This is a genomic window from Citrobacter amalonaticus, from assembly GCF_037053465.1.
Lineage (GTDB): Bacteria > Pseudomonadota > Gammaproteobacteria > Enterobacterales > Enterobacteriaceae > Citrobacter_A > Citrobacter_A amalonaticus_H.
This window is the reverse complement of record NZ_JBALIF010000009.1, coordinates 70,408-85,379: the sequence shown is the minus strand read 5'-3', so window position 1 is coordinate 85,379 and position 14,972 is coordinate 70,408. Positions and strand designations below refer to the sequence as shown.

General features: G+C 52.4%; 18 protein-coding genes. 14 read left to right on the top strand and 4 right to left on the bottom strand.

Features of this window, described 5'->3' with window-relative positions:
* The first annotated feature begins 337 nt into the window (after positions 1-337).
* Both sbmA and WB371_RS16085 read left to right on the top strand, forming a co-directional pair.
* The gene (gene sbmA / locus WB371_RS16090) at positions 338-1,558 is read left to right on the top strand and encodes a peptide antibiotic transporter SbmA (protein WP_336221048.1); all 1,221 of its coding nucleotides are present in this window, start codon (positions 338-340) and stop codon (positions 1,556-1,558) included.
* Between the two features lie 14 nt (positions 1,559-1,572).
* Positions 1,573-2,667, top strand: a complete 1,095-nt coding sequence (locus WB371_RS16085) for a DUF1615 domain-containing protein (protein WP_336221047.1) — start codon at positions 1,573-1,575, stop codon at positions 2,665-2,667.
* Positions 2,668-2,707: 40 nt separating this feature from the next.
* Here the strand turns inward: WB371_RS16085 and WB371_RS16080 are convergent, their stop codons facing one another.
* On the bottom strand, positions 2,708-3,016 hold the full coding sequence (locus tag WB371_RS16080; RefSeq protein WP_336221046.1) for a YaiY family protein: 309 nt from the start codon (positions 3,014-3,016) through the stop codon (positions 2,708-2,710).
* A gap of 256 nt (positions 3,017-3,272) precedes the next feature.
* Between WB371_RS16080 and WB371_RS16075 the strand changes: the two genes are divergently transcribed.
* Positions 3,273-3,479 carry a DUF2754 family protein gene (locus WB371_RS16075; protein ID WP_336221045.1) on the top strand — a complete coding sequence of 69 codons (207 nt, stop codon included), beginning with the start codon at positions 3,273-3,275 and terminating at the stop codon, positions 3,477-3,479.
* Positions 3,480-3,519: 40 nt separating this feature from the next.
* Here WB371_RS16075 and ddlA read toward each other — a convergent pair whose 3' ends face one another.
* Positions 3,520-4,614, bottom strand: coding sequence for a D-alanine--D-alanine ligase (gene ddlA / locus WB371_RS16070; RefSeq protein WP_336221044.1), 1,095 nt, complete (start codon positions 4,612-4,614; stop codon positions 3,520-3,522).
* A gap of 103 nt (positions 4,615-4,717) precedes the next feature.
* Here ddlA and WB371_RS16065 point away from each other — a divergent pair, with 103 nt between their 5' ends.
* The 5 genes from WB371_RS16065 to adrA all read left to right on the top strand — a co-directional run bounded on the left by WB371_RS16065 (position 4,718) and on the right by adrA (position 9,306).
* Entirely contained in the window at positions 4,718-5,401 is a 684-nt protein-coding gene (locus WB371_RS16065) for an extensin family protein (RefSeq protein ID WP_336221043.1), read from the top strand.
* A gap of 442 nt (positions 5,402-5,843) precedes the next feature.
* Entirely contained in the window at positions 5,844-6,104 is a 261-nt protein-coding gene (gene iraP, locus WB371_RS16060; protein WP_336221042.1) for an anti-adapter protein IraP, read from the top strand.
* A 98-nt stretch (positions 6,105-6,202) separates the two neighbouring features.
* The gene (phoA, locus tag WB371_RS16055; protein ID WP_336221041.1) at positions 6,203-7,618 is read left to right on the top strand and encodes an alkaline phosphatase; all 1,416 of its coding nucleotides are present in this window, start codon (positions 6,203-6,205) and stop codon (positions 7,616-7,618) included.
* Positions 7,619-7,748: 130 nt separating this feature from the next.
* Positions 7,749-8,069 (top strand): phosphate starvation-inducible protein PsiF, encoded by a 321-nt coding sequence (gene psiF / locus WB371_RS16050; protein ID WP_336221040.1) that lies wholly within the window; start codon positions 7,749-7,751, stop codon positions 8,067-8,069.
* A 136-nt stretch (positions 8,070-8,205) separates the two neighbouring features.
* Entirely contained in the window at positions 8,206-9,306 is a 1,101-nt protein-coding gene (gene adrA / locus WB371_RS16045) for a diguanylate cyclase AdrA (RefSeq protein WP_336221039.1), read from the top strand.
* 15 nt (positions 9,307-9,321) lie between these two features.
* Here adrA and proC read toward each other — a convergent pair whose 3' ends face one another.
* Positions 9,322-10,131, bottom strand: coding sequence for a pyrroline-5-carboxylate reductase (gene proC / locus WB371_RS16040; RefSeq protein ID WP_336221038.1), 810 nt, complete (start codon positions 10,129-10,131; stop codon positions 9,322-9,324).
* A 148-nt stretch (positions 10,132-10,279) separates the two neighbouring features.
* Here proC and WB371_RS16035 point away from each other — a divergent pair, with 148 nt between their 5' ends.
* The 5 genes from WB371_RS16035 to ppnP all read left to right on the top strand — a co-directional run bounded on the left by WB371_RS16035 (position 10,280) and on the right by ppnP (position 12,970).
* On the top strand, positions 10,280-10,732 hold the full coding sequence (locus tag WB371_RS16035; RefSeq protein ID WP_336221037.1) for a YaiI/YqxD family protein: 453 nt from the start codon (positions 10,280-10,282) through the stop codon (positions 10,730-10,732).
* A gap of 187 nt (positions 10,733-10,919) precedes the next feature.
* Positions 10,920-11,465 (top strand): shikimate kinase AroL, encoded by a 546-nt coding sequence (gene aroL, locus WB371_RS16030; RefSeq protein WP_336221036.1) that lies wholly within the window; start codon positions 10,920-10,922, stop codon positions 11,463-11,465.
* A 26-nt stretch (positions 11,466-11,491) separates the two neighbouring features.
* Positions 11,492-11,683 (top strand): protein YaiA, encoded by a 192-nt coding sequence (yaiA, locus tag WB371_RS16025; RefSeq protein WP_336221035.1) that lies wholly within the window; start codon positions 11,492-11,494, stop codon positions 11,681-11,683.
* Between the two features lie 254 nt (positions 11,684-11,937).
* Positions 11,938-12,615, top strand: a complete 678-nt coding sequence (locus WB371_RS16020) for an AroM family protein (RefSeq protein WP_336221034.1) — start codon at positions 11,938-11,940, stop codon at positions 12,613-12,615.
* Between the two features lie 70 nt (positions 12,616-12,685).
* A complete protein-coding gene (gene ppnP, locus WB371_RS16015; protein WP_336221033.1) occupies positions 12,686-12,970 on the top strand; it encodes a pyrimidine/purine nucleoside phosphorylase in 285 nt (94 codons plus the stop codon).
* A 36-nt stretch (positions 12,971-13,006) separates the two neighbouring features.
* Here ppnP and rdgC read toward each other — a convergent pair whose 3' ends face one another.
* On the bottom strand, positions 13,007-13,918 hold the full coding sequence (gene rdgC / locus WB371_RS16010; protein WP_336221032.1) for a recombination-associated protein RdgC: 912 nt from the start codon (positions 13,916-13,918) through the stop codon (positions 13,007-13,009).
* 126 nt (positions 13,919-14,044) lie between these two features.
* Between rdgC and mak the strand changes: the two genes are divergently transcribed.
* Positions 14,045-14,953, top strand: a complete 909-nt coding sequence (gene mak / locus WB371_RS16005; RefSeq protein WP_336221031.1) for a fructokinase — start codon at positions 14,045-14,047, stop codon at positions 14,951-14,953.
* Positions 14,954-14,972 lie beyond the last annotated feature (19 nt).

The following is a 14,972-nucleotide window of genomic DNA, read 5'->3' as shown; positions in this document are numbered from 1 at the left end:
GTGATCCTGAGCGTGTAATAATCTGTCATTACCACGCTTAACGGGGGATGACGATGTCTGAAAAACGGGTTGTGATGGTTATCGATATGCAAAATGGTCTGTTTGCCACGCCAGGTATCTCGTGCACTACAATGATGTCTGGCGGGATCTTATCGTGCCGGATAACCCCGTCCTCGTGAAACCCATCGAAACAATTCTCAGGGAATGGAAAGCGAACTAAGCGCAGCCCTGTTTGTCACAATGGGCGGTTTCGCCTGTTGTGACATTTTAATTTTGGCCGCACAGCGGCAAAAGCACAGCAGTTGTCATAACGATAAGAAGTTAGCAGGAGAGCATCATGTTTAAGTCTTTTTTCCCAAAGCCGGGACCTTTTTTTCTCTCGGCCTTTATTTGGGCGCTTGTTGCCGTCATTTTCTGGCAAGCCGGTGGTGGGGACTGGGTTGCGCATCTGACGGGCGCGACGGGAAATATTCCCATTAGCGCCGCACGTTTCTGGTCTCTGGATTACCTGATTTTTTATGCCTACTACGTGCTTTGCGTTGGGGCGTTTGCCCTGTTCTGGTTTGTCTATAGTCCCCATCGCTGGCAATACTGGTCAATACTTGGCACATCGCTGATTATCTTCGTCACCTGGTTTCTGGTTGAAGTCGGGGTGGCCGTCAACGCCTGGTATGCGCCTTTTTACGATCTGATCCAGACCGCGCTGAGTTCGCCGCATAAAGTCACCATGAGCCAGTTTTATAACGAACTCGGGGTTTTCCTCGGCATCGCGCTCATTGCCGTGGTGATCAGTGTGCTGAATAACTTTTTTGTCAGCCACTATGTGTTCCGCTGGCGTACCGCGATGAACGAATATTACATGGCGCAGTGGCAGCATTTGCGCCATATAGAAGGGGCCGCACAGCGTGTGCAGGAAGATACGATGCGTTTTGCTTCCACGCTGGAAAGCATGGGGGTGAGTTTTATCAATGCCATCATGACGTTGATCGCTTTTCTGCCCGTCCTGATTGCGCTTTCTCCGCACGTGCCTGAATTGCCAATAGTCGGCCACGTCCCTTACGGGCTGGTAATTGCGGCGATCGTCTGGTCATTGATGGGAACCGGATTACTGGCGGTGGTCGGGATCAAACTTCCTGGGCTGGAGTTTAAAAATCAGCGCGTAGAGGCCGCTTATCGTAAAGAGCTGGTTTACGGGGAAGATGATGCCAACCGCGCCACGCCGCCGACGGTGCGTGAGTTGTTCAGTGCGGTTCGCCAGAACTATTTCCGTCTCTATTTTCACTACATGTATTTTAATATCGCGCGGATCCTCTATTTGCAGGTGGACAACGTTTTCGGCTTGTTCCTGCTGTTTCCGTCGATTGTTGCCGGTACGATCACCCTGGGGCTGATGACGCAAATCACCAATGTCTTTAGCCAGGTACGTGGTGCGTTTCAGTACCTGATAAACTCCTGGACGACGCTGGTGGAACTGATGTCCATTTATAAACGTCTGCGCAGCTTTGAACGCGAGCTGGACGATCGGGACATTCAGGCCGTCACCAACACATTGGGTTAACAAAAGGAAACGTTATGTCGGCGGTATCTCGTCTTTACCCTTGGTCATTGCTGGCTGGACTGGTGCTTGCCGGCTGTAGCAGTCAGCCTTCGCAGCCTCTGAAAAAAGGCGAGAAACCGATTGATGTTGCGAGCGTGGTACGGCAGAAAATGCCTGCCAGCGTGAAAGACCGGGACGACTGGGCGCGTGATATCGCCAAAACCTTTGAAAGCCAGAAGCTGGCGCCCACCGTGGAAAATGTCTGTTCGGTGCTGGCGGTTGCGCAACAGGAGTCTAACTATCAGGCCGATCCCGCCGTACCCGGGTTGAATAAAATCGCCTGGCAGGAAATTGACCGCCGCGCTGAACGTATGCATATCCCGGTTTTCCTGGTGCATACCGCGCTGAAAATCACTTCCCCCAACGGGAAGAGTTACAGCGAACGTCTGGACGCTGTGAAAACGGAAAAACAACTGAGCGCAATTTTCGATGATTTTATCAACATGGTGCCGATGGGACAGACGCTGTTTGGCTCACTGAACCCGGTGCATACCGGGGGTCCAATGCAGGTCAGCATTGCGTTTGCTGAGCAGCACGCCAAAGGGTATCCGTGGAAAATGGACGGCACGGTGCGCCAGGAAGTGTTCAGTCGCCGGGGAGGGCTGTGGTTCGGGACGTACCATCTGCTTAACTATCCGGCCAACTACAGCGCGCCAATTTTTCGTTTTGCCGACTTTAACGCCGGATGGTATGCCAGCCGTAATGCCGCGTTTCAGAATGCCGTCAGTAAAGCGAGTGGCGTGAAGCTGGCGCTGGATGGTGATTTGATTGCTTACGGCAGCAAAGAGGCGGGTAACACAGAGCTGGCGGTACGTAAACTGGCGAGCAAACTGGATCTCAGCGAGAGCGCTATACGGCGTCAACTGGAGAAAGGCGACAGCCTTGATTTTGAAAAGACGACGCTTTATGAAAAAGTGTTTGCGCTGGCAGAAACGAAGACCGGGAAGACGTTACCGCGTGAAATGCTGCCGGGCATTCAACTGGAAAGCCCGAAAATCACCCGCAATCTTACCACGGCCTGGTTTGCAAAACGTGTAGACGATCGTCGGGCGAAGTGTATGGCGCAGTAATCTGTTGCCGGAGGCGCTGGGCTTCACTGGCAACCTGGGATTATTGGCGGCGGTAGCGCCATCGCAGGATCGCGGCAATCACGCCGAAAATCACACTGCCAACCAGAAACGGCACCAGACCAAAGATGGTTCCAACACCCAGACCAATCTCCACGCGAGGGCGTCCCGTTTCCTGTACCTGCATCAGATGTTCATAGACGCCAGGCGCATGAACCAACAGGTTCAGAATTTGCGCGCCAGCCCAAAAACAGAACAGCACAAACACGGCGTAAGCGATGTTGCCAGGCGTCGAGGCGGTTTCTCGGTGTTTCCCGTTAAACAGGGATTTTGAGAGAGTGAAATCAGCCATAAATGACCTCCGCGGGTAATTCAGCTTCTCTGACACCATGCCAGTTACTTACTGTGAGTCTGACAGGTCATTGCGTTTGTCAATATCAGAATGATGGTAATTTCAGCCTGGGATGAATCCTGGATTGCGGATTTATGCCGAATGTCACAAATTGATCACCTTAAATTAAATTTTGCAACATTTAAGAAATTGCGCATACGGCACAGACCGGTTTCCCGTATTATGCGACGATGCATTTTTTCTCCTGGGAGTTGTCATGAACCTGCCTGTAAAAATCCGCCGTGACTGGCACTACTATGCCTTTGCTATTGGCCTGATTTTCATTCTGAACGGGGTTGTCGGGTTGTTAGGCTTTGAGGCCAAAGGCTGGCAAACCTATGCCGTGGGGCTGGTGACCTGGGTTGTGAGTTTCTGGCTGGCAGGACTGATTATTCGTCGTCGCGTGGATGATGAACCCGCGTAAGCCTGACCGCGAGAGAAGCGTCAGGCTTACAGGGGATTGATTACATCGTTGTTTTCAGCGCGTTATCCGCCGCATGTCTTTCCAGCGCCAGTTCAATCAAACGGGTGATCAAATCGGTGTAGCCTAACCCACTGGCTTGCCAGAGTTTTGGGTACATGCTGATGTTGGTAAAGCCTGGTAACGTATTGATCTCATTGATCACCACGTCATTGTCAGCGGTTAAGAAAACATCGACGCGCGCCATGCCGGCGCAGCCCAGCGTCTGGTACGCCTTAATGGCAATTTCGCGAATCTTGTCATTGGTTTGCGCATCGATTGCCGCCGGGACCACCACTTTCGCGCCATTGTCATCAATATATTTGGTGTCGTAGGCGTAAAAGTCACTGTTGAGGACGATCTCGCCGCAGGTGCTGGCCTCGGGATGATCGTTCCCCAGCACTGCACACTCGATCTCGCGGCCTTTGATCCCTTGCTCCACCACGACTTTATGATCGAATTCGAAGGCCAGTGCGACAGCCTCTTCGTATTGCGCTTCGCTGGTGACCTTACTGACACCGACCGACGATCCCTGATTGGCTGGTTTTACAAACAGCGGCAGACCGAGCTGCGCGTTCACCTCCGCAAAGCTTACGGTTTTGCGGTTTGCCCGGGTGAGCGTTACAAACGGGGCAATGTTCAGTCCGGCATCACGTAGCAGGCGCTTGGTCACATCTTTATCCATGCACGCCGCAGAACCCAGTACATCGGAACCGACGAACGGCAGATTGGCGACACGCAGCATTCCCTGCAACGATCCATCTTCGCCCAGCGTGCCGTGAACGATAGGGAAAATCACATCTACAGTCGGCAGCGGCTGGCCGTTCTGAGCATCAATAAGCTGATGTTCATGTCTTCCGGGAACCTGTGCGAGGCTGGTCGCGGAAGGACGCAGCGCAATATGCGCAGGATCGTGCGCATTGAGCAGGTAATTTTCGCCATCGCTGACGTGCCACTGCCCTTGTTTATCAATGCCTAACAACACAACGTCAAAGCGGGTCTTGTCGATGGCATCGACAATATTTTTTGCCGATTGCAATGACACTTCATGTTCCGCTGATTTTCCACCAAATACGATTCCTACCCGCAACTTTGCCATCTTTAACCCATTCCATCGAACGCAAAGCGTATACATTACCACGACAAAACGAGGGATTCGCGGGCTTCTGCCATAATGTTAGCGAGAAATACACGGAGGGGATGTGACAGGAAAAGGCTGGCTGACGATTCTGATTCTGGGCGTAGCGTGTGGTGTGGGCTACCGTTATCTGCCGTCTTACTACAATCCATTCACCCCACTTGAGCTTTCTGATCCACCGAACAGACTCACCCATTTCAAGCTCCAGCGGCTGACGCCGGAACGCTGTCAGACACTGCTGGCCCAGGCAAATCAACAGAAGCTGATTTCGTCACAGCCTGTGGCCGACAGCGCGGGGGAATGCCCTTTAACGGGTGTCGTGCGTGTGCGGGATTTCGGGAGCGTGAAGCTGAGCAGCAGTTTCCTTGCCAGTTGCCCGTTAGCCCTCAGTTCCGCTTTGTTTGTCAAACAGCAGGCTCGCCCATTAACCGAGCAATTTATGGCAAGCCGTTTAATCCGCATTGATCACCTGGGCAGTTTCGCCTGTCGTAATATTTACCATCTTCCCCATGCCCGCCGAAGTGAGCACGCCAGCGCCCAGGCGCTGGATATCAGCGGATTTCGTCTTGCCGATGGGCGTAATATTACGGTTTTGCGCGGCTGGAAAGAGGACAAAAGCGCGCCGTGGCTAAGCGCGCTGCTCAGCGTTAGCTGCCAGTACTATGGCAACGGGCTTGGGCCAGAGTATAACGCCGCCCATGCGAATCATTTCCACCTGGGCATGCGTGGTTATGGGCAGTGTCGCTAAGCATAAGCCAGGGCCGGCAGCGGAAATATAATATGATGCACTTCACAACAACAATGAACTATGACGCTTTTATGTCGACGGTTCTTCCCCTTTTAAGGAGAAGCCTGGTTGCCACTGTTATTATTGTGATGGTTAACCTTTTTTAGTTAACGTCTGTTTTTCCTGTCCAGCTACTCTGCGTATATGTTCGGGTAAGCAAAAAGTGACTTAAGTGAAACGCGCTATTTTTTATCATAACTTTTTATTATGAACAGGGGTGATTATTTTATTTCTGCGCTTTTGTATTTCGCGCTTCGTTTTATGCGAGAAACGTTTCGCTCACGATGTTTTGTGATTATTTACGCAAAGTCTTTCTTTTATCATAAAAATACTACTTCCAGACTCTAGGCAGCATGGATTCATAGTGATACCGTCGATCTTCTTTAAATAAGGAAATGCGGTCATGAAAAATCTAATAGCTGAGTTGTTGCTTAAGCTTGCCCAGAAAGAGGAAGAGTCGAAAGAACTGGTTGCTCAGGTAGAAGCATTAGAGATTATCGTTACAGCGATGCTGCGCAATATGGCTCAGAATGAGCAGCAGTTGCTGATTAATCAGGTTGAAGGGGCGCTTGAAGGTGTAAAGCCCGATGCCAGCGTTCCTGATAACGATACGGAACTGCTGCGCCAGTATGTACAAAAGTTATTAAAGCATCCTCGTTACTAGTCATATTTAGATTGCGGACTGTCATAAACTTGTCACGTCAGAGACTTATAGTCGCTTTGTTTTTATTTTAAATGTATTGAATACATGGAGAAAATAAAGTGAAACAAAGCGCTATTGCACTTGCATTACTACCTCTGTTTTTTGTCCCTTTCACTCATGCTGAAACCACATCATTCCCGGTTCTGGAAAATCGCGCGGCACAAGGTGATATTACCTCCCCAGGAGGTGCGCGCCGATTAACGGGCGATCAGACGCAGGCATTGCGTGAATCGCTGAACAATAAACCAGCGAAAAATATCATTCTGCTCATTGGCGATGGTATGGGAGATTCAGAAATTACCGCCGCGCGTAATTATGCGCAAGGTGCTGGCGGTTTTTTTAAAGGCATTGATGCATTACCCCTCACCGGGCAATACACCCACTATGCGCTGAACAAAAAAACCGGTAAACCGGATTACGTGACAGATTCTGCTGCGTCGGCCACGGCATGGGCGACCGGCGTGAAGACCTATAACGGCGCGCTGGGCGTCGATATCCACGAAAAAGATCACACTACGCTGCTTGAAATGGCGAAGGCGGCGGGACTGGCGACAGGGAACGTCTCAACTGCCGAGTTGCAGGATGCTACCCCGGCCGCGCTGGTGGCGCACGTCACTTCCCGAAAATGTTATGGTCCGGGTGTGACGAGTGAAAAATGCCCGACAAACGCCCTGGAAAAAGGCGGGAAAGGCTCAATCACGGAACAACTGCTGAATGCCCGCGCGGATGTGACGCTGGGTGGCGGGGCGAAAACGTTTGCAGAAACCGCGACGGCGGGTGAGTGGCAGGGCAAAACCCTGCGCGAACAGGCACTGGCCCGTGGCTATCAGATGGTAGGCGATGCGGCTTCGCTTGCTGCGATTACTGAAGCCAATCAGGACAAACCCTTGCTGGGACTTTTCTCCGACGGCAACATGCCCGTACGCTGGGAAGGTCCAAAAGCCTCTTACCACGGCAATATTGATAAGCCTGCCGTGACGTGTACGCCGAATCCAAATCGCGACAGCACCGTTCCGACGTTGGCGCAAATGACCGACAAGGCCATCGAGTTGCTCAGTAAAAATGAGAAGGGATTCTTCCTGCAGGTAGAGGGGGCCTCTATCGATAAGCAGGATCACGCTGCGAACCCGTGCGGACAGATTGGCGAGACGGTGGATCTGGATGAGGCGGTGCAGCGCGCGCTGGCCTTCGCGAAGAAAGACGGCAACACGCTGGTGATTGTTACAGCCGATCACGCTCATGCCAGCCAGATCGTCGCGCCGGACACAAAAGCGCCAGGACTGACCCAGGCCCTGAACACCAAAGATGGTGCGGTCATGGTAATCAGTTACGGTAACTCCGAAGAGGAATCTCAGGAGCACACCGGTAGCCAGTTGCGCATCGCAGCCTATGGTCCACACGCGGCAAACGTCGTGGGACTGACCGATCAAACCGATCTGTTTTACACCATGAAAGCGGCGTTAGGCCTGAAATAATCCAACCCCCGGCAGGAATACTTTTGCTGTCGGGTGGTTTTTTTATCGTAAGCAGCCAGACTTAGCTTAATGTTACCCCCCATTTGAATACTGGGGGCATTGAGATTGCTACTCATAAAAGGATGGTGCTATGAAAATTACATTCCTGATAACCCTGGTGTTTGGCTTACTTTTTTTAACGGCCGTCGGCGCTGCCGAGAAAACATTAACTCCCCAACAGCAACGAATGACGACCTGTAATCAACAGGCGACGGCCAAAGCGCTGAAAGGGGATGCCCGTAAGACGTACATGAGTGATTGCCTTAAAAACAGCAAATCGGCTCCGGGTGAAAAAAGTCTGACGCCGCAGCAGCAGAAAATGCGCGAATGCAACGTCCAGGCGACGGAGCAATCGCTGAAAGGTGACGATCGCAGTAAGTTTATGAGTGGTTGTTTAAAGAAAGCCGCGTAGGACAGACGCGCAGAGCCAACTCTACATAGTGCTAACGGGTGAGCGCAGAAAATCGCTCACCCGAAATTTCATACTTTCCCCGCCAGCCCTCTCTCTATAATTTGGGAAAATTGTTTCAGAATGTTCCCAAAAAAGTATGAATGACGAAAACTTTTACAAAAACGCGGTCGCCCAGGAGGAAGAGCCTCCTCCATCACGGGAAAATGACAACCAACGATCCGGATTGCGGTTTGCCCGGCGCATCAGAGTGCCCCGTTCGGTAGCGCTGGGAGGTATGTTCTTCCCGGTTGCCGCCGCGCTCGTCGGCAGTCCTGTCGGCGGTGGCTGGTGGTTGCTACTGTTGGGATGGGCATTCGTCTGGCCGCATCTGGCCTGGCAAATTGCCAGCAGAGCCGTTGATCCGCTGAATCGGGAATTCACCCATTTAAAAGTAGACGCCATCTTCGCCGGGATGTGGGTTGCCCTGATGGGGGCAAACGTGCTGCCCTCTATCGCGCTACTAATGATTATCGGTATGAATCTGATGGGGGCTGGCGGTATCCGGCTGTGTGTGGTCGGCACGTCCCTTATGGTGGTTTCTTGTCTGGTGACGCTGCAACTGACGGGCGTCTCACTTACCCTGACAAGTGCGCCGTTGGAAGTCTGGCTGACGCTACCGATGATCGTCATTTACCCGCTGTTATTTTCCTGGGTAAGTTATCAGACCGCGACGAAACTGGCGGAGCATAAACGGCGGTTGCAGGTGATGAGCACATGCGATGGCATGACGGGGGTCTATAACCGACGGCATTGGGAAATATTACTGCGCAAAGAGTTTGAGCATTGTCGTCGGTATCATCGCGCTGCCACGCTGCTTATCATCGATATCGATCACTTCAAGAGTATTAACGACACCTGGGGTCACGACGTGGGGGATGAAGCGATTCTGGCGCTAACCCGGCAACTGAGAATGACCCTGCGTGGCAGCGATGTTATTGGCCGATTTGGGGGGGATGAATTTGCCGTGATCATGTGCGGCACGGCAGCCGAGAGCGCCATTGCGGCGATGTCTCGGGTTCATGAAGGACTGCGCGTTTTACGTCTGGTCTGTGCACCGCAGGTCATCCTGCACATTAGTGTTGGCGTTGCGCCGTTAACCCCGCAGTTTTCCCACTACCGCGAATGGCTGAAGTCAGCCGATCTGGCGCTGTATAAAGCAAAGAACGCCGGACGCAACCGCACTGAAGTCGCGGCCTGACGTCCGGTGAGTCACTCAGGATTTGCTTAGTTTCTCTGACTTCTCCATACACTTCGCCATCGCTTCAATTACCGACGCCCGGAATCCTCGCTCTTCCAGTACGCGTACCGCTTCAATGGTTGTACCGCCTGGTGAACAGACCATATCTTTTAGTGCTCCGGGATGCTCACCCGTTTCCAGTACCATTTTCGCCGAGCCCATGACCGCCTGAGCAGCAAACTTGTAGGCCTGGGCGCGCGGCATTCCGCCGAGCACGGCAGCATCCGCCATGGCTTCGATAAACATAAACACATACGCCGGGGCGGAACCGCTTACCCCGACAACCGGGTGGATCATCGCTTCGGCAATCACTTCGGCTTCGCCAAAGCAGCGGAAGATATTCAGAACGTCAGCGGTGTCCTCGGGGGTAACCAGCGCATTAGGGGTGACCGAGGTCATTCCGGCGTTGACCAGTGACGGGGTATTTGGCATTGCGCGAACGATTTTGCGGTCGTGTCCCAGCGCTCGGGCGAGCTGATCAAGGGTGACGCCCGCGGCGATGGAAACCACCAGCGAGTCTTTGTTCAGACTGGAGGTAATTTCACTGAGGACTTTAATCATGATGCCCGGTTTCACCGCGCCAAAAACAATATCCGCCACCTGCGCGACTTCCTGAGCGGACTGTGCGGCGTTGATACCATACTTATCGTGCAGCGCAGCAACCTTATCAGGGGAGGGGGTATAGACCCAGATTTGGCCGGGAAGAACCTGACCGCTGGCAATCAGGCCGCCGAGGATTGCTTTACCCATATTACCGCAGCCGATAAAACCGATTTTCTTCTCCATTTCGTCACTCCCTATGCGTGATATTTGTTGTTTTGATTGATAAAGCCTAGCTTAGCGCGGATTGAATGAGGCATGAAGAATAAAGAGCACTTTGCCGTAAGGCAAAAGCACGAGACAATAGCGGATTGCACAAAAGTCAGGAGAGAGTATGACCATTTGGGTGGATGCGGATGCGTGTCCGAACGTGATTAAAGAGATCCTTTACCGCGCTGCCGGGCGTATGCAGGTCCCGCTGATTCTGGTGGCAAACCAGAACCTGCGCGTGCCGCCGTCGCCCTATATCCGTACGCTACGCGTTCCAGCCGGATTCGACGTAGCAGACAACGAAATTGTACGTCAGTGCGCGGCGGGCGATCTGGTTATCACTGCCGATATTCCGCTGGCTTCTGAGGTGCTGGAAAAAGGCGCGTCGGCGCTCAATCCCCGTGGCGAACGTTATACCGAATCGACGATCCGTGAACGTCTGACAATGCGTGATTTTATGGATACTCTGCGCGCCAGCGGCATTCAGACAGGGGGACCGGATAGCCTCTCAGCACGTGACCGTCAACATTTTGCGGCAGAACTGGAAAAGTGGTGGCGAGAAGCACAGCGCGGCTAAAACTCACTGTAATTTATATTTTACACTTCTATTGTGACCATTTACTGATATAGTAAGGCTTAATCGATAGTTAAGCTTTAAATGGAATTAAATCTTTACACTTAGTGTTGTACTAGTTTGGTGGTATGATTAATATTCTTCTGACATCTGATCCCGCAGCTTTGCGGCTTTCTGGGGAACGCCCACTATGACGCAACCGCTTTATCTTGTTGGTCCACGCGGCTGTGGTAAGACAACGGTTGGCATGGCATTGGCAACGGCCATTGAGTGCCGGTTTGTCGATACCGATCAATGGCTGCAATTGCAGGTTCAAATGACCGTCGCGGAGATTGTTGAGCGTGAAGGCTGGCCGGGATTTCGGGCCAGAGAAACCGCGGCACTGGAGGCAGTTACAGCCCCTTCAACGGTGATCGCCACCGGAGGTGGAATCATCCTCACGGAGTACAATCGCCATTTTATGCGCGACAACGGCATTGTTATTTATCTGTGCGCGCCGGTATCGACGCTGGTTAACCGGCTTGAGGCATCGCCTGAAGAGGAACTCCGTCCGACCCTGACCGGCAAACCCCTGAGTGAAGAGGTGCAGGAGGTACTTGAGCAGCGGGATATTCTGTACCGCGAAACGGCACATTTCATCATTGATGCAGCGAACAAACCCAGCCAGGTGATTTCTGAAATCCGTTGCATACTGGCGCAGACTGCGCTGCGTAAACAAGGCGGTGTCTATACTTAACGTTCATTCGCCAAAAAGGAAGAACTATGCCAACCAGACCGCCTTACCCACGCGAAGCGTATATTGTCACCATCGAAAAAGGTACGCCAGGTCAGACAGTGACCTGGTATCAGCTTCGCGCCGATCATCCAAAACCCAATTCCTTAATCAGTGAGCATCCTGACGCGCAGGAGGCAATGGATGCGAAAATGCGTTACGAAGATCCGGATAAAAGCTGACGGCCTGTTAACTCAGAAGGGAATCTGAGTTGTCGCTAAATTACTGCCTGCGTCACATTTTTCAAAGATGATTCGTTGTACAGAAAAAAGAAGATTAAGCAATAACAAGCTATTACTGGAATGATTTGGATTCTTTACACAGCGATATGCTTATCTCCTGCTACGCTTTTTGGCATTTGAAAAAGGCAAGTCTCGGTAGTGGTAGATAGCATTTGCCCGGGAATAAACGACGAAGTAAAAAAGAAGGTGAAAAAATGAGTGCGTCGTTGGCAATTCTTACGATCGGTGTTGTCCCCATGAAAGAAGTCTTACCGCTTCTGACTGAGTACATACACGAGCAGCATATTTCCCATCACAGTCTGCTGGGAGACATGCCGCGTGACGATGTTCTGGCGGAGTACGCAATCGATTCCGGTGACGAACCGCTGCTTACCCTCCTGAACGATCATCAACTGGCGCACGTCTCGCGTCAAAAAGTCGAGCGCGATCTGCAAAGCGTCATTGAAGTGCTGGATAACCAGGGCTATGACGTTATTTTGCTGATGAGTACGTCATCCATTAAGAGCATGACGGCGCGCAACAGTATCCTGCTGGAACCGTTGCGCATCATTCCGCCGCTGGTGGCTTCGATTGTCGATGGACATCAGGTAGGGGTTATTGTGCCGGTGGAAGAGCTGATGGCCGCGCAGGAGGAAAAATGGCAGGTATTGCAGCAGTCACCCGTCTATTCACTGGCAAACCCGATACATGGCACCTCCCAGCAATTGATTGACGCAGGCAAGGATCTGCTTGAGCAAGGTGCGGATGTCATCATGCTGGATTGTCTTGGATTTAATCAACGTCACCGCGATTTGCTGCAAAAAACGCTGGATGTTCCGGTTCTGCTCTCAAATGTTCTGATTGCGCGGTTAGCTTCGGAACTACTGATTTAATTTCTCGTGACAGGCTCAAGGACTGCCCCCTATATTGGTTACCAATTTAACCATGAGACAGGGCCCGTTTATGCTTCAAAGTAACGAATACTTTTCCGGCAAAGTGAAATCCATTGGTTTTACCAGCAGCAGTACTGGCCGTGCCAGTGTGGGCGTGATGCTTGAAGGGGAATATACCTTCGGCACCGCAGAGCCTGAAGAAATGACGGTAGTGAGCGGCGCACTGAATGTGTTATTGCCGGGGGCGACCGAATGGAAAGAGTATGGTGCGGGAGAGGTGTTTAACGTTCCGGGTCATAGCGAGTTTCATTTACAGGTCGCTGAGCCGACCTCTTATCTCTGCCGCTATCTGTAATGATTTTCCCTCTCCGCGAGGAGAGGGAATCGTCGTTTAGCGCTGGGCTTCGCCGCCCAAACCTTCCACCAGATTCTGAATCAACGCTGCCAGCTCTCCGGTCATCAGGATAAAGTCCGCGTCGAAACGCTGGGCGAAATCGTCCCGATCGATATCCTGGTTTTGATCGCGCAATTCATCGCTGAATTTAAGGCGTTTGATCGAACCGTCATCGCAGATCATAAACTGAATGCGCTGTTGCCAGTCGAGCGCGAGCTTAGTCACCACTTTACCCGCTTCAATGTGAACCGCGATTTCGTCGCTGACCAGATCCTGTTTTTTCGCGCGGATCACGCCACCGTCTTCGAGCATCGCTTTCAGTTCTGCTTCGTCCAGAAGCTGGAAGCCCTGGGCAACCGTACCGGAACGCACCCATTCCGTGAGCGTCAACTCAATCGGGTTTTCCAGCGCCAGCGGTACGACCGGCAGAGAACCGAGACATTTTCGCAGCAGCGCCAGCGTATCTTCCGCTTTTTTCGCGCTTGCGCAGTCCACCATGATCAACCCGTTGACGGTGTCGATCCACATCATGGTCTGGCTAAAGCGGCTGAAGGCGCGTGGCAGCAGCGAGTGCAGCACCTCATCTTTCAGCGAGTCTTTTTCTGTTTTCTTCAGTTTGCGCGCCTGCTCTGCTTCCAGTTTGGCGATTTTTGCTTCCAGCGCCTGTTTGATCACCGGAGAAGGCAGGATCTTCTCTTCTTTGCGCGCGCAAATAATAATCTGGCCGTTGTGGGTATGCGTCAATGCATCGCTGTGCGATCCCATCGGCGGCACCCAGCCCATTTTTGCCATATCCTGGCTACCGCAAGGGGTAAACGTCATCGACGCCAGCTGTTTTTCCATCTCCTCAGCACGCAATGAAATATCGCGGCTAAGACGGTAAACCATTAAATTTTTGAACCACAGCATGATAATTTCCACGGCCTTGTCGTTAAATCCAGCGCGTATAGTAACGAATTGTCAGCGGCCTTGCATTGCCATTCCCGGGGCCTCGCTCTACTCTGTTGATATTCCCTAAAAAATGAGGAAAGTTGTGTGCGTATAGGAATTGATTTAGGCGGCACGAAAACGGAAGTCATTGCGCTTAGCGAAGCAGGGGAACAACGGTTTCGCCATCGCCTGCCGACGCCGAGAAATGACTATCAACAAACAATTGAGACCATCGCCACGCTGGTGGAAATGGCGGAAAAGTCTACCGGACAAACCGGATCGGTGGGGATAGGGATCCCCGGTTCCATTTCGCCCTACACCGGCGTGGTGAAAAATGCCAACTCAACGTGGTTAAACGGTCAGCCGTTTGATAAAGACCTGAGCATACGTCTGCAACGCGAGGTTCGCATGGCGAATGACGCTAACTGTCTGGCGGTTTCTGAAGCGGTTGATGGCGCTGCCGCCGGTGCGCAGACGGTTTTTGCCGTGATTATCGGAACCGGCTGTGGCGCGGGCGTTGCGCTCAACGGACGAGCGCACATTGGCGGGAACGGGACGGCGGGCGAATGGGGACATAATCCGTTGCCGTGGATGGATGACGATGAGCTTCGCTACCGTGCAGAAGTGCCGTGCTACTGCGGAAAACAGGGATGCATTGAGACTTTTATTTCCGGCACTGGCTTCGCCACGGATTACCAGCGTCTGAGTGGCAACCCGCTTAAAGGTAATGAAATTATCCGTCTGGTTGAAGAAGGAGACGCCATCGCCGAACTGGCGCTCAGTCGCTACGAGCTGCGGCTGGCAAAATCGCTGGCGCATGTCGTGAATATTCTTGACCCGGATGTGATCGTATTAGGCGGTGGGATGAGCAACATTGACCGCTTGTACAAAACCGTGCCGCCGCTGATTAAACAGTTTGTCTTTGGCGGTGAATGCGAGACGCCGGTACGAAAAGCGCTGCATGGTGATTCCAGCGGCGTCCGGGGTGCCGCGTGGCTGTGGCCGCAGGCGTAATCTCTTCGCCCTGTCTCCG

Bases quoted from the DNA above. Each gene is read 5' to 3' on its own strand.
- WB371_RS16075 (WP_336221045.1), top strand. From the start codon at position 3,273: ATGAACCTGCCTGTAAAAATCCGCCGTGACTGGCACTACTATGCCTTT.
- WB371_RS16035 (WP_336221037.1), top strand. From the start codon at position 10,280: ATGACCATTTGGGTGGATGCGGATGCGTGTCCGAACGTGATTAAAGAG.
- WB371_RS16020 (WP_336221034.1), top strand. From the start codon at position 11,938: ATGAGTGCGTCGTTGGCAATTCTTACGATCGGTGTTGTCCCCATGAAA.
- psiF (WP_336221040.1), top strand. From the start codon at position 7,749: ATGAAAATTACATTCCTGATAACCCTGGTGTTTGGCTTACTTTTTTTA.
- adrA (WP_336221039.1), top strand. From the start codon at position 8,206: ATGAATGACGAAAACTTTTACAAAAACGCGGTCGCCCAGGAGGAAGAG.
- sbmA (WP_336221048.1), top strand. From the start codon at position 338: ATGTTTAAGTCTTTTTTCCCAAAGCCGGGACCTTTTTTTCTCTCGGCC.
- rdgC (WP_336221032.1), bottom strand. From the start codon at position 13,918: ATGCTGTGGTTCAAAAATTTAATGGTTTACCGTCTTAGCCGCGATATT.
- yaiA (WP_336221035.1), top strand. From the start codon at position 11,492: ATGCCAACCAGACCGCCTTACCCACGCGAAGCGTATATTGTCACCATC.
- proC (WP_336221038.1), bottom strand. From the start codon at position 10,131: ATGGAGAAGAAAATCGGTTTTATCGGCTGCGGTAATATGGGTAAAGCA.
- ppnP (WP_336221033.1), top strand. From the start codon at position 12,686: ATGCTTCAAAGTAACGAATACTTTTCCGGCAAAGTGAAATCCATTGGT.
- aroL (WP_336221036.1), top strand. From the start codon at position 10,920: ATGACGCAACCGCTTTATCTTGTTGGTCCACGCGGCTGTGGTAAGACA.
- ddlA (WP_336221044.1), bottom strand. From the start codon at position 4,614: ATGGCAAAGTTGCGGGTAGGAATCGTATTTGGTGGAAAATCAGCGGAA.
- iraP (WP_336221042.1), top strand. From the start codon at position 5,844: ATGAAAAATCTAATAGCTGAGTTGTTGCTTAAGCTTGCCCAGAAAGAG.
- WB371_RS16080 (WP_336221046.1), bottom strand. From the start codon at position 3,016: ATGGCTGATTTCACTCTCTCAAAATCCCTGTTTAACGGGAAACACCGA.
- WB371_RS16085 (WP_336221047.1), top strand. From the start codon at position 1,573: ATGTCGGCGGTATCTCGTCTTTACCCTTGGTCATTGCTGGCTGGACTG.